The sequence below is a fragment of the Brevibacterium sp. CCUG 69071 genome (assembly GCF_021023135.1).
Lineage (GTDB): Bacteria > Actinomycetota > Actinomycetes > Actinomycetales > Brevibacteriaceae > Brevibacterium.
In genome coordinates, this window is the sequence record NZ_PGFV01000008.1 from 71,821 (window position 1) to 87,135 (window position 15,315).

At 66.0% G+C, this 15,315-nt stretch carries 17 protein-coding genes; 7 read left to right on the plus strand and 10 right to left on the minus strand.

Annotated elements, in window-relative coordinates; genetic code table 11:
• Positions 1 to 12 precede the first annotated feature (12 nt).
• Positions 13 to 1,167, minus strand: a complete 1,155-nt coding sequence (locus CV023_RS17240; protein WP_230748190.1) for an acyl-CoA dehydrogenase family protein — start codon at positions 1,165 to 1,167, stop codon at positions 13 to 15.
• Positions 1,164 to 2,036, minus strand: a complete 873-nt coding sequence (locus CV023_RS17245) for a CoA transferase (protein ID WP_230748191.1) — start codon at positions 2,034 to 2,036, stop codon at positions 1,164 to 1,166. Before CV023_RS17245 ends, CV023_RS17240 begins: the two co-directional genes overlap by 4 nt.
• Positions 2,037 to 2,156: 120 nt before the next feature.
• Between CV023_RS17245 and CV023_RS17250 the strand changes: the two genes are divergently transcribed.
• The 3 genes from CV023_RS17250 (at position 2,157) to CV023_RS17260 (ending at position 4,465) form a co-directional block, all read left to right on the plus strand.
• Positions 2,157 to 2,801, plus strand: a complete 645-nt coding sequence (locus CV023_RS17250) for a TetR/AcrR family transcriptional regulator (RefSeq protein ID WP_230748193.1) — start codon at positions 2,157 to 2,159, stop codon at positions 2,799 to 2,801.
• Positions 2,798 to 3,451, plus strand: a complete 654-nt coding sequence (locus CV023_RS17255) for a histidine phosphatase family protein (protein ID WP_230748195.1) — start codon at positions 2,798 to 2,800, stop codon at positions 3,449 to 3,451. Before CV023_RS17250 ends, CV023_RS17255 begins: the two co-directional genes overlap by 4 nt.
• Positions 3,452 to 3,571: 120 nt before the next feature.
• Complete coding sequence (locus tag CV023_RS17260; RefSeq protein ID WP_230748197.1) at positions 3,572 to 4,465, plus strand: oxidoreductase; 894 nt, start codon at positions 3,572 to 3,574, stop codon at positions 4,463 to 4,465.
• 88 nt (positions 4,466 to 4,553) lie between these two features.
• On the opposite strand, the gene CV023_RS17265 is transcribed toward CV023_RS17260, so the two are convergent.
• Positions 4,554 to 5,015 carry a DUF2000 domain-containing protein gene (locus tag CV023_RS17265; protein ID WP_230748200.1) on the minus strand — a complete coding sequence of 154 codons (462 nt, stop codon included), beginning with the start codon at positions 5,013 to 5,015 and terminating at the stop codon, positions 4,554 to 4,556.
• 48 nt (positions 5,016 to 5,063) lie between these two features.
• On the opposite strand from CV023_RS17265, the gene CV023_RS17270 reads away from it, so the two are divergent.
• The gene (locus CV023_RS17270; RefSeq protein ID WP_230748201.1) at positions 5,064 to 5,840 is read left to right on the plus strand and encodes a helix-turn-helix transcriptional regulator; all 777 of its coding nucleotides are present in this window, start codon (positions 5,064 to 5,066) and stop codon (positions 5,838 to 5,840) included.
• 24 nt (positions 5,841 to 5,864) lie between these two features.
• On the opposite strand, the gene CV023_RS17275 is transcribed toward CV023_RS17270, so the two are convergent.
• The 4 genes from CV023_RS17275 to CV023_RS17290 form a co-directional block, all read right to left on the minus strand.
• Entirely contained in the window at positions 5,865 to 6,170 is a 306-nt protein-coding gene (locus CV023_RS17275) for a helix-turn-helix domain-containing protein (protein WP_230748203.1), read from the minus strand.
• A 5-nt stretch (positions 6,171 to 6,175) separates the two neighbouring features.
• Positions 6,176 to 6,523, minus strand: coding sequence for a type II toxin-antitoxin system RelE/ParE family toxin (locus tag CV023_RS17280; protein ID WP_230748205.1), 348 nt, complete (start codon positions 6,521 to 6,523; stop codon positions 6,176 to 6,178).
• Between the two features lie 141 nt (positions 6,524 to 6,664).
• Entirely contained in the window at positions 6,665 to 8,956 is a 2,292-nt protein-coding gene (locus CV023_RS17285) for a hypothetical protein (protein ID WP_230748207.1), read from the minus strand.
• Positions 8,957 to 9,089: 133 nt separating this feature from the next.
• The gene (locus CV023_RS17290; protein ID WP_230748209.1) at positions 9,090 to 9,791 is read right to left on the minus strand and encodes a class I SAM-dependent methyltransferase; all 702 of its coding nucleotides are present in this window, start codon (positions 9,789 to 9,791) and stop codon (positions 9,090 to 9,092) included.
• A gap of 93 nt (positions 9,792 to 9,884) precedes the next feature.
• Here CV023_RS17290 and CV023_RS17295 point away from each other — a divergent pair, with 93 nt between their 5' ends.
• A complete protein-coding gene (locus CV023_RS17295; protein ID WP_230748210.1) occupies positions 9,885 to 10,514 on the plus strand; it encodes a helix-turn-helix domain-containing protein in 630 nt (209 codons plus the stop codon).
• Positions 10,515 to 10,521: 7 nt separating this feature from the next.
• Here the strand turns inward: CV023_RS17295 and CV023_RS17300 are convergent, their stop codons facing one another.
• The 3 genes from CV023_RS17300 to CV023_RS17310 all read right to left on the minus strand — a co-directional run bounded on the left by CV023_RS17300 (position 10,522) and on the right by CV023_RS17310 (position 13,381).
• Entirely contained in the window at positions 10,522 to 11,223 is a 702-nt protein-coding gene (locus CV023_RS17300) for a response regulator (protein WP_230748212.1), read from the minus strand.
• Positions 11,213 to 12,865, minus strand: a complete 1,653-nt coding sequence (locus tag CV023_RS17305; RefSeq protein ID WP_230748215.1) for an ATP-binding protein — start codon at positions 12,863 to 12,865, stop codon at positions 11,213 to 11,215. Before CV023_RS17305 ends, CV023_RS17300 begins: the two co-directional genes overlap by 11 nt.
• A 111-nt stretch (positions 12,866 to 12,976) precedes the next feature.
• Positions 12,977 to 13,381 (minus strand): DoxX family membrane protein, encoded by a 405-nt coding sequence (locus CV023_RS17310; RefSeq protein WP_230748217.1) that lies wholly within the window; start codon positions 13,379 to 13,381, stop codon positions 12,977 to 12,979.
• A 145-nt stretch (positions 13,382 to 13,526) separates the two neighbouring features.
• On the opposite strand from CV023_RS17310, the gene CV023_RS17315 reads away from it, so the two are divergent.
• Both CV023_RS17315 and CV023_RS17320 read left to right on the plus strand, forming a co-directional pair.
• A complete protein-coding gene (locus CV023_RS17315; protein WP_230748219.1) occupies positions 13,527 to 14,870 on the plus strand; it encodes a cation:dicarboxylate symporter family transporter in 1,344 nt (447 codons plus the stop codon).
• A gap of 212 nt (positions 14,871 to 15,082) precedes the next feature.
• Positions 15,083 to 15,298: a hypothetical protein gene (locus CV023_RS17320; protein WP_230748221.1), complete on the plus strand. Its 216-nt coding sequence runs from the start codon at positions 15,083 to 15,085 to the stop codon at positions 15,296 to 15,298.
• Positions 15,299 to 15,315 lie beyond the last annotated feature (17 nt).

Genomic DNA, 15,315 nt, shown 5'->3' on the forward strand with positions numbered 1-15,315 from the left:
GCTTTGAAGACCTCACAGTCCTCGGGCGATGAGCTCCTTCATGATCTCGTTCGTTCCGCCGTAGATCTTCTGCACGCGTGCATCGGCGTACATCCGGGCGATCGGGTATTCGAGCATGTACCCGTAGCCGCCGAAGATCTGCAGGCACCGGTCGACGACGTTGTTCTGCACGTCTGCGGCCCAGTACTTGCCGGCCGAGGCCTGCTCGGTCGAGAGTGATCCGGCGATGTGCTGGCTGGTCAGGTGGTCGACGAAGGTGCGGGCGGCGAACGCCTCGGTGGCGCATTCGGCGAGCACGAACTTCGTGTTCTGGAATTTCAGGATCGGCTGCCCGAAGGCCTCGCGTTCCTTCGCATAGCCGATCGCCTCCCGCACGGCACCCTCTGCGGTCGCCGCCGCGCCGACGGCGATCGCCAGCCGCTCCTGGGGCAGCTGCTGCATGAGCTGGACGAAGCCGCGCCCCTCTTCCCCGCCGAGGAGGTTGTCCACGGGAACGCGCATGTCCTCGAAGAACAGTTCCCGGGTGTCCTGTCCGTGTTGGCCGATCTTGTCGAGCAGCCGACCGCGGGAGAATCCGGGAAGGTCGTTCACCTCGGCGCCGATGAGCGAGAGTCCTTTGCCGCCGGGAGCCTCGCTGGTCCGGGCGACGATGACGACGATGTCGGCGTGGGAGCCGTTGGAGATGAAGGTCTTGGCCCCGTTGATCACAAAGTCCTGGCCGTCGCGGACCGCTCTGGTTGTGATGCCCTGGAGGTCGGAGCCGGTCCCGGGTTCGGTCATCGCGATCGCCGCGACGAGCTCACCGGTGGCCATGCCCGGCAGCCACCGACGTTTCTGCTCCTCGGTGCCGAAGGCGTTGATGTAGTGGGCGATGATCGTCGAATGCACGGCATTGGCCCAGGCGGAATCGCCGATGAAGCCCTGTTCCTGGAGGATGACGGCCTCGTGGGCGAAGGTTCCGCCGCCCCCTCCGTACTCTTCCGGGATGGAGATGCAGAGCAGCCCGGCATCTCCGGCCCGGTTCCAGAAATCTCGGTCGACCTGGTGCTCCTCAGCCCATCGTGCCTGGTGGGGAACGACCTCCTTGGCAAGGAAGCTGCGGGTGAGGTCGCGCAGGTCGTCGGTTTCCTGGGTCTCCCAAGTGCCTCGGTATCCGTCGAGGATCATGCTCGTTCTCCTGTGGGTTGGGTTCCGGCAGCGACGACCGCCTCGAACGGCAGGTCGTTCTCCGCGGCGAAACGCATCCATCTCTCGGTCGGTTCGCGTGCGAATTCCGCCTCGAGCGTGGCTTCGTCGGCGCCGAGGCGGGTGGCCAGCGCCTTCGCGAAGTGCGGTTCGAGGCAGGCGACGGCGAGGTGTCCGTCGGCGGTGGCGTAGGTGCGGTAGAACGGGGAACGCCCGCCGAGGTGGCCGCCCGGAGAGCTCAGCCCGTGCCGTGCCGGACCCGCCGCCCAGGCGGCCGAATCGTCGAGGACGACGCGCTTACGGATCCCGAGCGGGTCTGCGCTCTCGGTCTCCGCCAGGCTTTCGCGTTCCCGGAGTCCGGCGAGGGCGGCGGTGACAGCGCGCTCTCCGCCGAGGATGTCGGCGATCGGCACGGTGGGGTTGGTTCCGGGGATGAGGGTGCCGTGGGCGGCCTGGTAGGTGAGATCGTGCCCGGGGACTTCGGCGCGGTCACCGGCGAAGCCGAGGATCTCGACGTGGACGAGTCCGTGGTCGGCGACGAGCTCGGGGATTCCCAACCCGGCCGCGGCCTTCGGGCGCATGGCGGTGAGGAGGATGTCGGCGTCAGCGGCGAGCACCTCGAGTCTCGCGCGGGCTTGGCCGTCCTTGAGGTCGAGGGTGATGATCTCCTGTCCGCCGGTCAGCTCCCGGTAGTAGTCGGGGACAGCGTGGGCGAGGGGATCGCCTGTCGGGGGTTCGATCTTAATCACTCGCGCCCCGAGTTCCGCGAGTCGGGCCGCGGCCAGCGGTCCGGGCAGGTTGATGGCCAGGGAGATGACCGTGACATCGTCCAAGGGTGAGAATTCGTCCACTCCGACTCAGCTTCCTTCGCTTGCTTCGCCGCTTTTGAACGACCGTATAAGATATTGAAAGATTGTTCAATGGTGGTCATGGAAGAATCTGTCATGGCACAGTTGGATGGAGTGGGGGCGATGACCGAGAGCAGCAGCGCCGAGGATCTCGAGGCGGCCGGTGAGACCGCGGACCTCACGAGTCGTGCGCGGATCCGCAACGCCGCCCTCCACCAGTTCGCCACTCGTGGATTCGCGGGCACGCCTCTGCGGGCCATCACCGCCGAGGCGGGAGTGGCCATCGGCCTCATCTCGCATCACTTCGGCTCGAAGGAGGGGGCTCGGGACGCGGTCGAGCAGTGGATCGTCGGGCTCTTCGCAGCGGCCCTCGGCCTGGCCGATCGAGAATCCGAGGAATCGGTCGCCGATGCCGGTGCCCGAGATGCGGCGGTGGCACGGATGCTTGGGGACAATCCGCTCGTCATCGACTATCTGCGTCGCGAAGTCCTCGAACAGCCCGAGGACGGCGGACTCATCACTCGCCTCTCGGCACTGACCGTCGAGAGCGTCGACGCGATGCGAGCCGCCGGTCACGCTTCGACCGATCGCGATCGTGTCGAGCAGGTGCTCACGGTGATGGTCCGTCAGCTCGGCAGGCTGGTCCTGCAGCCGCTGCTCCACCAGGTCGCCGCCGCGTTCCCCGCAGGCGAACGACCCACCAGCCTCCCCGAACTCACCGTCGAGGTGAGACGACCGGAGGCGCGAAGAGACGAAAGAGACTCATGAGCATCATCTATCTGGTTCGACACGGTCAGGCGTCGTTCGGCACCGATGACTACGACCACCTGTCCGAGCTCGGCAGGGAGCAGAGCTGCATCACGGGCGGCCACCTCGTCGCGCAGGAAGTCACGCCGACGCACATCATTCACGGTGAGATGCTCCGCCAGCGTCAGACCGCCGAAGGGATCCAAACTGGACTCGGAACCGAACTCACGCCGCAGATCGGCACCGGCTGGAATGAGTACCAGGCCTGGGAGCTCACCGGCGCGCTCACTGACCCCGATCCACGTGCACAACATGATTCGAAGGTCTTCCAGGCCGAGCTCGAACGCGGGGCCGCCCGTTGGGCCAGCGGGGATCATGACAGCGACTACTCGGAGACGTTCGCAGAGTTCACCTCTCGCGTCGACCGGGCCCTCGATGAGGCGTGTGCGGCGATGAGCTCAGGCGAGTCGACGATCGTCGTCTCCAGCGCCGGAGCCATCGCCTGGACTGCGGCCAGACTGCTCGGCGGCGGCTTCGACCAATGGATGGCGTTCAACCGAGTCACCGTCAACACCGGGATCACACGCATCATCACCGGTCGCAACGGGATCAGCCTCGTCTCCTTCAACGAGCACGGCCACCTGCCGCCCTCCGCGATCACGTACAGGTGACGCAGACCCCGGCGATTAGCCGGTGCAGCGGCCACACCGCCGCACCGGCCTGCCGAAGCTCTGTGTCATCACGCCGGACCCGGCCTTGCTCGATCGGACTGCACTGCGTAACCTCAGGCCATGGTGAAGTATCGATGGACAGCGGCTGACATGCTTGCGATGGACGGCCGCACGGTGGTCGTCACCGGGGCCAGCAGCGGGGTCGGAGCCGCCACCGCGACGGCCTTCTCGCGGGCCGGAGCCCACGTCGTCATGGCCGTCCGCGACGTACAGCGCGGACAGGACGCCGCCCGCTCCATGGGTGGGAGCACAGAGGTTCGAGAACTCGACCTCGCCGACCTGTCCTCGGTCCGGGCTTTCGCCGATTCGTGGAGCGGACCCCTCGACATCCTCGTCAACAATGCGGGAGTCGCCGGACACCGAGGTGCTCAGACCGCGGATGGCTTCGACCTGCAGTTCGGCACGAACCACCTCGGCCACTTCGCCCTGACCAACCTTCTCCTGCCGCACATCACCGACCGGGTGGTGACCGTGGCCTCGGGTGCGCACAAGGCGGGTGAGATCCATTTCGAGGATCTCCACCTGCGCGGACGCAAATACGGTTTCGCGGAATCCTACGGCCAGTCCAAGCTGGCGAACCTGCTGTTCACCCTCGAACTCGACCGCCGTCTGCGGCAGGCCGACTCCCGCATTCTCTCTCTGGCCGCACATCCGGGCTATTCGGCGACGAACCTCGGCACCCGAGGCCAGCCCAAGGCCCTTGTCGCCGCAGCGAATTTCGCCGGCAGGCTGTTCGCCCAAAGCAGCGAGCACGGAGCACTGCCGTCACTGTTCGCGGCGACCCACGACCTGCCCGGGGCGAGCTACGTCGGCCCGGACGGTCGCGGCGAGCTGCGCGGCTCCCCCACCCTGGTGGGACGGTCGGCGAAGGCCAGCGACCCGGCTGCGGCACGCCGACTGTGGGAGATCTCCGAACGACTCACCGACGTCCGATTCGGCCTCGCAACGGATTGATCGTCCGCCACAGCCCGGAATAGCCCGGCGGCCGGAACCGCCCCACTGCCGGAACCCCTCCACTGCCGACACCGCTCCGCGCAGCCACTCACTCGTGCATCCGCGCTCCCTTGACCACCCGGTCGACGGCGTTCTTCGGTCCTCTCAGGGCAATCCCCACAAGGTTGAGTTCGTCCGCGGGCACGGCTGCCACCGCGGCACGGTTGGCCGCATCGTGCCCCGTGGAGAACAGCTCCTCCGTGTAGATCGCCACGGACATTCCCCGCCCCAGCGCCTTCTCACGGGCCTTCGCGAGCACCTCGGCGCCGCCGGTCATGACGAGCACCGGCTGACGCAGCATCGGCAGGTAGTTCTGCCCGTCGGCGTCGCGGTAGTCCTCCCCCACCAGGCCCGCCTCGCTGGTGGCGATACCAGACATGAGGAAGGCGGTGACGTTGAGCTCCTGCCAGGGCTTGAGGTCCTCGCGGAGGACGACGACGACCTTCGTATCGAAGCGGACCGGAGCCGCAGGCTCGGTTGGGGACGGTGATTCAGATGTGTTCTCGTGCATGCCTCCACTTTGCTTCCCGAGCGAGTAAGAGTCTTGTACGTTTGTGACATGGCTGATGTGATCCACGCATGGCACCCGGAGGTGCCACTGATCCAGGAGGTCCTCCACGCTCGGTTCGAGCATCATGCCTACCCGTCTCATACGCATGATTCGTGGACGGTCCTGCTCGTCGATCAGGGCACGGTGACCTACGATCTGGACCGGCATGAGCATCAGACCTCGAACTCGGCGGTGACGCTGCTGCCGCCGCAGGTGCCCCATGACGGCCGCTCGGCGACTCCAGATGTGCCGTTTCGCAAACGCGTGCTCTACCTCGAACCCGAGTGGCTGCCCGACACCGCTGTCGATGCCGCCGCGGAGTCTCCCACGCTCTTCGACCCGAGTGTCACCGCGGCCGTCGACCGGATCCACGCTGCACTCAATGACCCGGCCGACGTCCTCGCCGCCGAATGCGGAGTCCTGGCCCTGCGCGATCTCGTGCAGCCGCATCTGAAGTCACCCGTCGAAACCGCGACCGACAGGCCGCTCGCCCGCTGCCTCCGACAGCTGCTCGATGATCGTGTGGACGAAACCGTCACCATCGCCGAGGCCGCCGCAGAGTTGGGTGCCCACCGCAGCCACCTGGTCCGGGTCTTCACCCAGACCTACGGGATCGCGCCACATCAGTACGTCATCGGCCGCCGGGTCGACCGTGCCCGGCGCCTGCTCCTGTCGAGCCACTCCCCCGCCGAGGCGGCCGTCCGGTCAGGCTTCCACGATCAGTCCCACCTCACCCGGCATTTCCGCCGGACCCTGGGCACGACCCCCGGAGTCTTCGCGGCCTGAAGCGAATGCCGGAGCAGAGGTCTGTTAGGCCACCTGAACTCGCGCATCGGCTGTCACGTACTCAAGCGCGAGTCCTCCGCCGACGGCTTCCAGATATCCGCGAATCGTTCCGACTTTCGAGTTGTCGAGATCTCCGTGCTCGATCTTAGAGATCTGACGTTGCGATACACCGATTCGCTCTGCAAGCTCCTGCTGAGTCAGCCCCGCATTCTCACGCAGCTCCCGAAGGCTATAAGCCCGTACTTCAGCGAGCATGCGCTCTTTATGCGCCGCGACTTTCTCGCGGTTCACCGGATGATCCGCGAGGAACTCGTCCAAATCCATAGCCATACCGTCTACTCCTCTCTCAGCCTCAGCAGATGGTCATCAAACAGATCGTCTGCGATTGGAATGTTCTGGCGATACCAGCGTTTCCAATTTCCAGATTTGTCCCCCGCTACCAGCAAGATTGCCTTTCGTGCAGGATCGAAAGCGAACAAAACTCTCAGTTCAGTCTGTCCTGATGAACCAGGCCGCAACTCCTTCATATTCTTATGCCGAGAAGCGACAATTGTGTCTACCAACGGCCGCCAAAGATGGGGACCGTTGTCCCGCAACAACTCCAACGCGGCAACTACCTGATCACGCGAATCGTCATCGATAGTGGCCAGCCATTCCGCGATCAGCTCGACGTCTAACCCCACACGGTTCAATCATAGAACCTGCAGGTTCTAGATTCAACGGACAGTTTCCCCGCCGAGTCAGGCTTCCACGACCAGTCCCATCTCACCCGGCATTTCCGCCGGACCCTGGGCACGACCCCCGGAGTCTTCGCGGCCTGAGACTCAGAGGTACCCGTTGCGGTGACCGTAGGCTACGGCCTCGTCCCGGCTGCGGACGCCGAGCTTCTTGTACAGGGCGGAAAGTCGGTTCTTCAGCGACCCGGTCACGATCGCGTAGTCGCTGGCGATCCGCGGGATCGACTTGTCCGAGTCGATGGCGACGAGCAGCGACAGCTCCGCGGAGCGCAGCTCCGGTACGGCCGCCGTCGTCACCCGCAGGGTCTCGGGAAGGTCGAGGAGTCGCTGCTGGAGCTCGGCGACGCTCACTTCAGGATGGCTGAAGGTCGCTGCCAGGGCTGTCCAGGCGACGGCGTCCGCGGTCTGCGCGATCAGGTCGATCCGCGCCTGTCTGGACAGCTGCGTCAGCGGTGTCACCGTCGAGGCGATCGTGCAGTAGTCGAGGACATGGCCGAAGAGTTCGACCGCCTCGGCGCTGCGTCCCTCCTGATGGAGGACGGTGGTGCGCAGGGCCGCAGCCGAAGCCTTGAGCCTCGGGCCCTCACCACCGGAGAGCACCGGACCGGTGTGATTCCACACCTGCGCCCGGCGTCCGAACATCAGGCCCTGGCGCGCACTCGTCAGAGCGTATCCGGGACTCGCGGGGTTCATGCTCGCCACCAGTTCCTGCAGCAGCTTCGCCTCCCCGGCCGCGAGGAAGACGAAACTGGCGAGGTCGACGATTCCTGAGAACGGCGTGGTCGAAGGATTCGTCACCGGAACCATCAGCTGGATGGCGTTCTCCGTGAGCTCCTTCGCCGCGATCGAGGTCCGCCCGATGTAGACGCTGTAGAGGCTCTCGGCCAGGGCCGGAAGCGCGCCGAGGTGGGGCACCGGTCCGAGACTCCGCAGCTTCCCCAGTGCCCGCTCAGCCGCGTCGAGATCGAGACGATCGAGGCTGCGCAGCGCCGCGATGACCTGCGCCTTGGGCTCATCAGGCAGCACGTCCATTCCGAACGAGTCCGCTTGCTGTCGCGCGAGAGCAAGGGTCCGATCGACATCGGTGCCGCGACCGTGGCCGACTCCGGCCAGAGCGGTCTCCACCTGCGCCTCGAGCATCGGATGCCAGGAGTTCGGGGCATAGGTCTCCGAGAACTGGACCACTCGCTGCAGGATCTGCAGCGCCTCGGGGAACCGTCCGGCGGTCACGAGGTTGTGTCCGTGTTCGAGGTTGAGCTCGGCCTGGATCATCTGCGAAAAGCCGGGTGCCTGCCCGGCGAGCTCGCGCAGGTGTTCCCGCCCGGTGCCGATGACGGCCAGCGCGGCCCCGACGTCACCGCCGACGCCCAGCTCCCTGGCCTCGAGTGTGGTCAGGACGGCCACCTCGTCGGCGGTGAGATCCGCGGCATCACGGCCGGTGATCGAGGCACGGATGCCTGGGAGCACCAAGCGGTCGAAATCGGTGCGCGGGAGCACTCGTACACTCTCGTCGGTGCCGAGCCGGCGACGCGTCGAGTCGACGAGGCGGGCCGCGCTCCTGGCGAGCGCGAGGATCGGGCGTCGGGAGATGACCTCCTCGGGGACCGCGAGATACGCGTCGACGGCTGTGTCCACCTCACCGAAGATGTTGAGTGAACGGCGGGTCCACAGCTGTTCGAGCAGGTCCCAGTTCTCGATGTCGACGATGAGGGCAAGAGCCTCGTCGAGTCCGGGTCCCCCTTCGGCCTTGAGCCGGCCATGCAGATTCTCCAGGGCCAGAGCGAAGGCCTGGCGGGGCGAACGCCACCGCGGATGCTCGGAAGGAATCACGACCCGGCGCATCAGGGCTCGGATCAGCGGCGGAACGGAGAAGACCTCCTCGTCCCCGTGCTCGATGCGCAGCAGACCCGCCGAGACCAAGCGCGAGATGAGTTCTCGGGTCGTCATCTCACCGGCGGCGTCCGCCTCGGCGAGGGCGTGAGCGGAGCGGCTGAGGTCCACCAGCGTCGAGGTGATCCGGCGCGGCCACGAGAGCAGCACGAGCAGATAGATGTCCGCAGACAGCTCGGCATCACCGCTGCGATGAGGGTTGACCTCGGGCGGCAGCAGCGCATCGACGCGCGGCTCATCGATGTCGGAGAGCCTGATCCCTGCACGTTCTGCCGCACCGAGCAGCGCCCGGGCGATCTTCACCCGCCCGGCACTGCAGGAGAAGAGGTTCTTCCGTTCGGTCTCGGTCAGAGCACGGCCGGGGTCGATCACCTCGGCGAATTGGTCGAGGGTCCTGGCTCGTGGGCCGAATTCCTTCTCGAAGGCGGTGTCGCTGTCGGGAGCCGTGTCAACGATGTCGACGGGGGTTTCAGGGTCGCTGGAGAGCAAAAGGGCGTCTTCTCTGTTATTGCGGCCGAAGCCGTGGCAGTGGGTGGCTGCCGAAATGAGGGGTATGTGCAGTTCTGGAAGTCAGGTATAGCACACAAATCTTGACAGCGTTCCAAGACCCGCCCCAGAGAGCTCACCGACGTCTGAGCAGCACCACTCCGTCTTTGACCGTGGCGGTCTCGATGCCGTCGGGTCCAGTCGCCTCGCGAGGACGGGATTCCGCGGTCACGAGCTCCCACTCGGAGTCGGCGAGACCGAGCTCGACGACCTCGGCGGTCGGTGAGAGGAGATCGCTGTGATGTTCGCCGAGGTCGAAGTCGTTCGGGTCCTCGACACCGTGATAGCGCAGCGCCCAGGGCGGAATGTCGGCGGGATCGTCGAAGACATGGGTGACGAGGAGGAGATGCCCGCCCGGGCGAATACGGCCCGCGGCCCGGCGGAGGATCTCAGTGCGCGGGAGTTCGACGGTCGAATGGAAGAACGAGGCGGTGACGAGGTCGAAGGTCTCCTCCGTCGTCCAGTCGCCGAGGTCGTGGCTGATCCAGGTGATGGCGTCACCGACCCCGGCGGCCCGGGCGCCCTCGGCTCCGCGTGCGGTAGCCGTGGCGGAGATGTCGACGGCCGTGACCTGCCACCCCTGCTGTGCCAGCCAGACTGCGTCCCCGCCCTCGCCGCAGCCGAGTTCGAGGACCCTGCGCGGGTGCACGGGCAGCTCGGTGACCACCTCGGCCGTGGTCGGGTTGACCCGGCCGGACCATCGCCTGTGACTGTCGGAGTACTGGCCCTCCCAGTACTGCTGTGGGGATTCCTCGTGAACCGATTCCTGTTCGCTCATGACTCCATCATCCCCACTCGACTTGCGCATGCGCAAACATTCTTGCAAAATCGGCAAAACACCGGCACACAAGAGACAAGTGGGAGGACTCCGATGGTCGAGGAACTCAAGCACATCGGCACGCGACTGCGGGCGCTGCGCAACAGTCGCGGGTGGACACTCGAGGATCTGGCCGCTCGGGCGCAGATGTCGACGAGCACGCTCTCCCGCCTGGAGTCGGGGAAGCGGCAGGCCAGCCTCGAACTCCTCGTCCCGCTCACCCGACAGCTGGGCATCAGCCTCGACAGTCTCATCACGCCGACCGCACGCGATCCGAGGGTTCGCCGCAGTCCCGTCCACAGGAACGGGATGGTCATCGCGCCGCTGGCCCCGGAGGGCGCCCCCATCGCGACGTATAAGATCACCTACCCGCCAGTGGACACGCTCCCGGAGCCGAAGATCCACGACGGTTATGAATGGCTCTATGTGCTCACGGGGAAGGTGCGACTGATCCTCGGCGATCAGGACCTCGTGCTCTCACGCGGCGAAGCCGCCGAGTTCGACACCCGCGTCCCCCACAGCATCTGCGCGGCGGGCAAACGCTCGGCTCAGGTGCTGAGCATCTTCAACAACGACGGGGTGCGCATGCACACCCACACCGCCGGTACGGAGATCGCCGCATCCGACGCAACCGACACCAACGCTGCCGGCACAGAGCCTTCCAACACCGACCCCGCCGACTGAGTGCCGCTCACACCCATCGGTATTCGTATTCCGGGCGTCCCGGGGTGCCGTGCCGCGGCTGCTTGGCCGCCTGCTTCGTCGCCACCAGGTGCTCGAGGTAGCGGCGCACGGTCACTCGTGAAAGTTCCAAGCGCATCCCGACCTCGTTAGCCGAGAGCGGTGCCTCCGAATTACGCACGACCTCCGAGACCGTTGCAAGGGTTTCAGCGATCAGCCCTTTGGGTAACTGGGTCGCCGACACCGAACGCAGGGAGCTGAGCGCACTGTCGACCGAGGCCTGCGTCGCCAGGGCTCCCCCATCGGTCAGGCCCTGCCGGAACTCCCGCTGGTTCTCCAGCTTCTCCCGAAACGCGGCGAAGACGAAAGGTTTGATGAGGTATTGGGTAATCCCCGTCGAGATTGCGGACCTGATCACCTGCAGGTGCCGCACAGCGGTGATCGCGATGATGTCGGCATCGTGATTGCGGCCGCTCAGCTTCTTCGCCACCTCGAGTCCGTGGGAATCGGTGAGATTCATATCCAGCAGCACGATGTCGACCGGCGTCCCGGCCGCGGCGAGCTCATCGAAGCGAGTCAGGGCCTCACCGCCGCTCAGGCACACTCCGGCCACTGAGAAGCCGGGCACCCGCCGGACGAAATCGGCATGCGCCTCGGCCGTCAGCGGGTCGTCCTCGACGATGAGGACCCGCAGCTCACGGTCATCTGCCACCGCCGTCACCGTCCTCTCCGTCGTTCACATCGCCATCCTCGCCGCAGAAGCGCTCCGCCCTCAACGGCAGTGTCACCGTGAAGATCGCGCCCCCATCAGATTCGACCCCGAGATGGCCCCTGAGGCGCGTCACCGCCTGCCGGACGAGGACGAGGCCGAATCCGCGGCCGGCGAGGCCGTCGTCTGCCGTCTTCGCAGAGGCACCGAGGTGGAAGATCGCGTCGATGTCGGCTTCCCCGACTCCCGGTCCGGAATCGGCGATGGTGATGATGAGCTCCCCGTCGGCAGCGAGGAAGTCCGCCCACACGTGCCGCTCGTCCGAGTCGGCGGCGGCGTCGAAGGCATTGTCGAGGAGGTTCCCGGCCACGGTGACGAGGTCCCTGGCGTCGAGGCTGCCCGGGGGCAGTTCGCCGTTGGCGGTGACTGTGAGTTCGATGCCGCGTTCATTGGCCTGGGCGGCTTTGCCGATCATCAGCGCCGTGATGAAGGGTTCGTCGAGGGAATCGACGAAGGAGTCCGTCAGTCGCTGCGATTCCTGTCGGTCGCGAACCGCGAAGTCAAGCGCCTCCTGGCTGCGTCCGAGCTCGATGAGCGTGGATACGGTGTGGAGTCGGTTGGCATGTTCGTGGGTCTGGGCCCGCAGCGCCTCGGACAGGGTGGTCATCGTGGCGAGTTCACCGGTGAGCTCCTGGATGTCGGTGCGATCGCGCAGGGTCACCACGGTGCCCTGTCCGCCCTCGTCGCGCGGTCGACGACCGCCGCCGGGTCCGCGGCCGCGCGCCCGGTCCCCGCGCTCGGGTTGGCTCGCCTGCTTCTGACTGACCACGAGCACCCGTTCCCGTGTCAGGTGGATCTCATCGACGGCCACCCGGCCCGAGCCGAGGAGGTCACGCACGGATTCCGGGAGGACCACCTCGGCGAGGGGAACGGGGTCATGATCCCCGGGATCAGGCAGACCCAGCAGGGACGCGGCCTCATCGTTGTAGAGGACGAGCCGCCGGTCGTCATCGACGAGGATGAGGCCTTCGCGCACCGAATGCAGGGCGGAGTCGTAGAACGCGAAGAGGCTCTTGAGCTGTTCGGGACCGTACCCCAGAGTCACGCGCCGCAGATACCGGCTGAGAATCCAGGCCCCCAGCCCGCCGAGGGCGATGGCGGCGAGGCCGACGATGATGATCTGCGGCAGGGAGGCCGCCTGGGCCACGGACAGCGATTCGAGGGTGACCCCGACGGCGACCATCGCGGTGACCTCGCCGGTCTCGTCGAAGACGGGCACGATCGCGCGCACCGACGGCCCGAGCGTGCCCTCGTACTCCTCGACCTGGCTGTGCCCGTTCAGGGCGGCACCGATGCTGCCGATGTAGGGTTGGCCGAGCTGGGAGGGGTCCGGATGGGTGTAGCGGGTGCGGTCGCGGTCCATGATCGTGACGAAGTCAACATCGGCGGTCGCGATGACGGTGAGCGCATAGGGCTGAAGCTGCGCCGAGGCATCCGGAGCCTCGACCGAGGAGACCACAAAGGGGTCGTGGGCAAGGGTCTCCGCGATGGAGAGCACCCGATCGGCCGTCGCACTGCGCTCCTGGTCGAGGGTGCGCACGTAGCTCATGATCGACAGGGCGAGGCAGACGATGACGATGAGCACGAGCTGGAACAGGAACAGCTGCCGCGCCAGCGGACCGCCTCGGCGCCGGTGCCGAACCCGGCCTGACAGACCCCTACCCTCCTGAATGCTGTGCCGGACCACCCGGACGGGTCACTTCTTCGACCCGCCGAGCACGAGTGCGGCGCCGATGGCGAGCAGCCAGGTGTCCTTGGCCACGGCGGTGCCGTCCTGGGAGGGGCGGATGCCGTCGTCCTCGGTCATCGAATCGATCGAGAAGTAGTTGGCCACCAGCCCCGAGGCGAAGGTGGCCAGTGCCGCGCCGGCGACCCGGGTAGGCACGAAGGGCAACAGCAGTGCGGTGCCGACGGCGATCTCGCCGTAGGAGAGGAACTTCCCGAACTGCTCGGGCGTCATGTTCTCCACGATCGGAACTCCGTTGGCGGCCATCTCCTGCAGGCCTTTGGCGGTGTCGGCGTCCATGCCGAGCTTGCCGATTCCGGAGTTGAGGATGAAGGCACCGGGAACGGCGCGCAGAAGTGCTGTGCTGAGACTCATGTCCTACCTCTTCGTATGCGGTTGACGTCAACCTTAAGACTAGCCGCGAACTGTGTCTGTGAACACTATGAACGCAACCGAGACACCGGTCACGTTTGGTGGCAACATTGCTGGGCAGATAGTCACGACCACTCAAGGAGGAGAGATGGCAACGACGCCACACACGGCTGAGCAGCAGCCGAAGAAGAAGGATCGCACCCACTGGCTCTACATCATGGTCATCGCGGCCGTGGTGCTCGGCGCTGCGCTTGGTCTCATCGCCCCAGCGGCAGGTATCGCCTTCGAACCTTTGGGGAAGGCCTTCGTGGCCCTTATCAAAATGATCATCGCACCCGTGATCTTCTGCACCATCGTCCTCGGGGTCGGCTCAGTGGCCAGGGCAGCGACTGTCGGAAAGGTCGGCGGCATCGCTCTGATCTACTTCCTGATCATGGCCACTTTCGCGCTGATCATCGGTCTGGTCGTCGGCAATTTCATCCACCCGGGAAGCGGTCTGCACCTGCAGCCGTACGAGGAGGCCTCCGGCGGCGAGGAGGGCGGCACGGTCGCGTTCCTCATGAGCCTCATCCCCGGAGACATCCCCGTCCTGCCCACCCTCGTGCTCGCGCTGCTGGTCGGCTTCGCCCTGCAGTCGATGGGCAAGGCCGGTGAGCCCGTGCTCACCGGAATCAAGCACATCCAGGCCGTGGTCTTCAAGCTCATGATGATGATCATGTGGGCCGCTCCCGTCGGTGCCTTCGGTGCGATCGCCGCGGTCGTCGGCAAGACCGGCTGGGCCGCGATCGGGTCGATGGCGATCCTCATGGGCGCCTTCTACCTCACCTGCGCCCTGTTCATCGTCATCGTCCTTGGCGGCATGCTCAAGCTCGTCACCGGGCTCAACATCTTCCTGCTGCTGAAGTACCTGGGCAGGGAATTCCTGCTCATCTTCTCCACCTCGTCCTCGGAGTCGGCTCTGCCGCGTCTGATTGCGAAGATGGAGCATGCGGGAGTCTCGAAACCGGTCGTCGGCATCACCGTGCCCACCGGCTACTCGTTCAACCTCGACGGCACTGCGATCTACCTGACCATGGCCTCCCTGTTCGTGTCCACGGCCATGGGGATGCCGATGAGCCTGGGCGAGCAGATCTCACTGCTCGTGTTCATGATCATCGCCTCGAAGGGTGCCGCCGGTGTCACCGGTGCGGGCCTGGCGACCCTGGCCGCCGGCCTGCAGTCCCACCGTCCCGAGCTCCTCGACGGCATGGGCGTCATCGTCGGCATCGACAAGTTCATGTCCGAGTGCCGTGCCCTGACGAACTTCACCGGCAACGCCGTGGCCACCCTGCTCATCGGCAAGTGGACGAACGAGATCGACCTCGCCCAGGCCCGGGCGACGCTGAGCGGAGAGAGCCCGTTCGATGAGCTCTCCCTCCAGCCCGATGCCCACGGCGCACCGGCCGACAGCGGCGAGTCCGGTCCCGGAGAGAAGGTTTCCACCCTGTCCTGACCAGGGTCCTATCCTGACGCAGGAGACGACGCGGGTGCCGGTACTCCCCCGAACATGGGAGTTCCGGCACCCGCGTCGTTTCGTATCCACTCCCGACGAGGCGATCGCCAGAATTTCCCCCACCGACCAATCCACGTGCCCGAGCCCTCCGAATGACTCATGTTCGCTCCACTGCGGACGATTGCAACCCGAGTCAGAAGAGGACAGTGACAATGAAGAATCTCAAGCACATCAGCGCCCGCACCGCCTCCGGTGCCACACTCGCGGCCTTCGTCATCGCGGTCGGTCTCATGGCCGCACCCGGCAGCGCCTCCGCTGCCGAGACGTCCCAGGCGGAATCGGCTGAAGCCTCCGGTGCACTCATCAACGGCCCGCTCATCGATCTCGGCGACCTCCTCAGCAGCATCAACATCGGTCAGTTCCAGTAACGCCGGCAGCCCTGCCG

Bases quoted from the DNA above. Each gene is read 5' to 3' on its own strand.
- CV023_RS17290 (WP_230748209.1), bottom strand. From the start codon at position 9,791: ATGAGCGAACAGGAATCGGTTCACGAGGAATCCCCACAGCAGTACTGG.
- CV023_RS17250 (WP_230748193.1), top strand. From the start codon at position 2,157: ATGACCGAGAGCAGCAGCGCCGAGGATCTCGAGGCGGCCGGTGAGACC.
- CV023_RS17310 (WP_230748217.1), bottom strand. From the start codon at position 13,381: ATGAGTCTCAGCACAGCACTTCTGCGCGCCGTTCCCGGTGCCTTCATC.
- CV023_RS17270 (WP_230748201.1), top strand. From the start codon at position 5,064: ATGGCTGATGTGATCCACGCATGGCACCCGGAGGTGCCACTGATCCAG.
- CV023_RS17265 (WP_230748200.1), bottom strand. From the start codon at position 5,015: ATGCACGAGAACACATCTGAATCACCGTCCCCAACCGAGCCTGCGGCT.
- CV023_RS17260 (WP_230748197.1), top strand. From the start codon at position 3,572: ATGGTGAAGTATCGATGGACAGCGGCTGACATGCTTGCGATGGACGGC.
- CV023_RS17275 (WP_230748203.1), bottom strand. From the start codon at position 6,170: ATGGCTATGGATTTGGACGAGTTCCTCGCGGATCATCCGGTGAACCGC.
- CV023_RS17240 (WP_230748190.1), bottom strand. From the start codon at position 1,167: ATGATCCTCGACGGATACCGAGGCACTTGGGAGACCCAGGAAACCGAC.
- CV023_RS17315 (WP_230748219.1), top strand. From the start codon at position 13,527: ATGGCAACGACGCCACACACGGCTGAGCAGCAGCCGAAGAAGAAGGAT.
- CV023_RS17295 (WP_230748210.1), top strand. From the start codon at position 9,885: ATGGTCGAGGAACTCAAGCACATCGGCACGCGACTGCGGGCGCTGCGC.
- CV023_RS17320 (WP_230748221.1), top strand. From the start codon at position 15,083: ATGAAGAATCTCAAGCACATCAGCGCCCGCACCGCCTCCGGTGCCACA.
- CV023_RS17255 (WP_230748195.1), top strand. From the start codon at position 2,798: ATGAGCATCATCTATCTGGTTCGACACGGTCAGGCGTCGTTCGGCACC.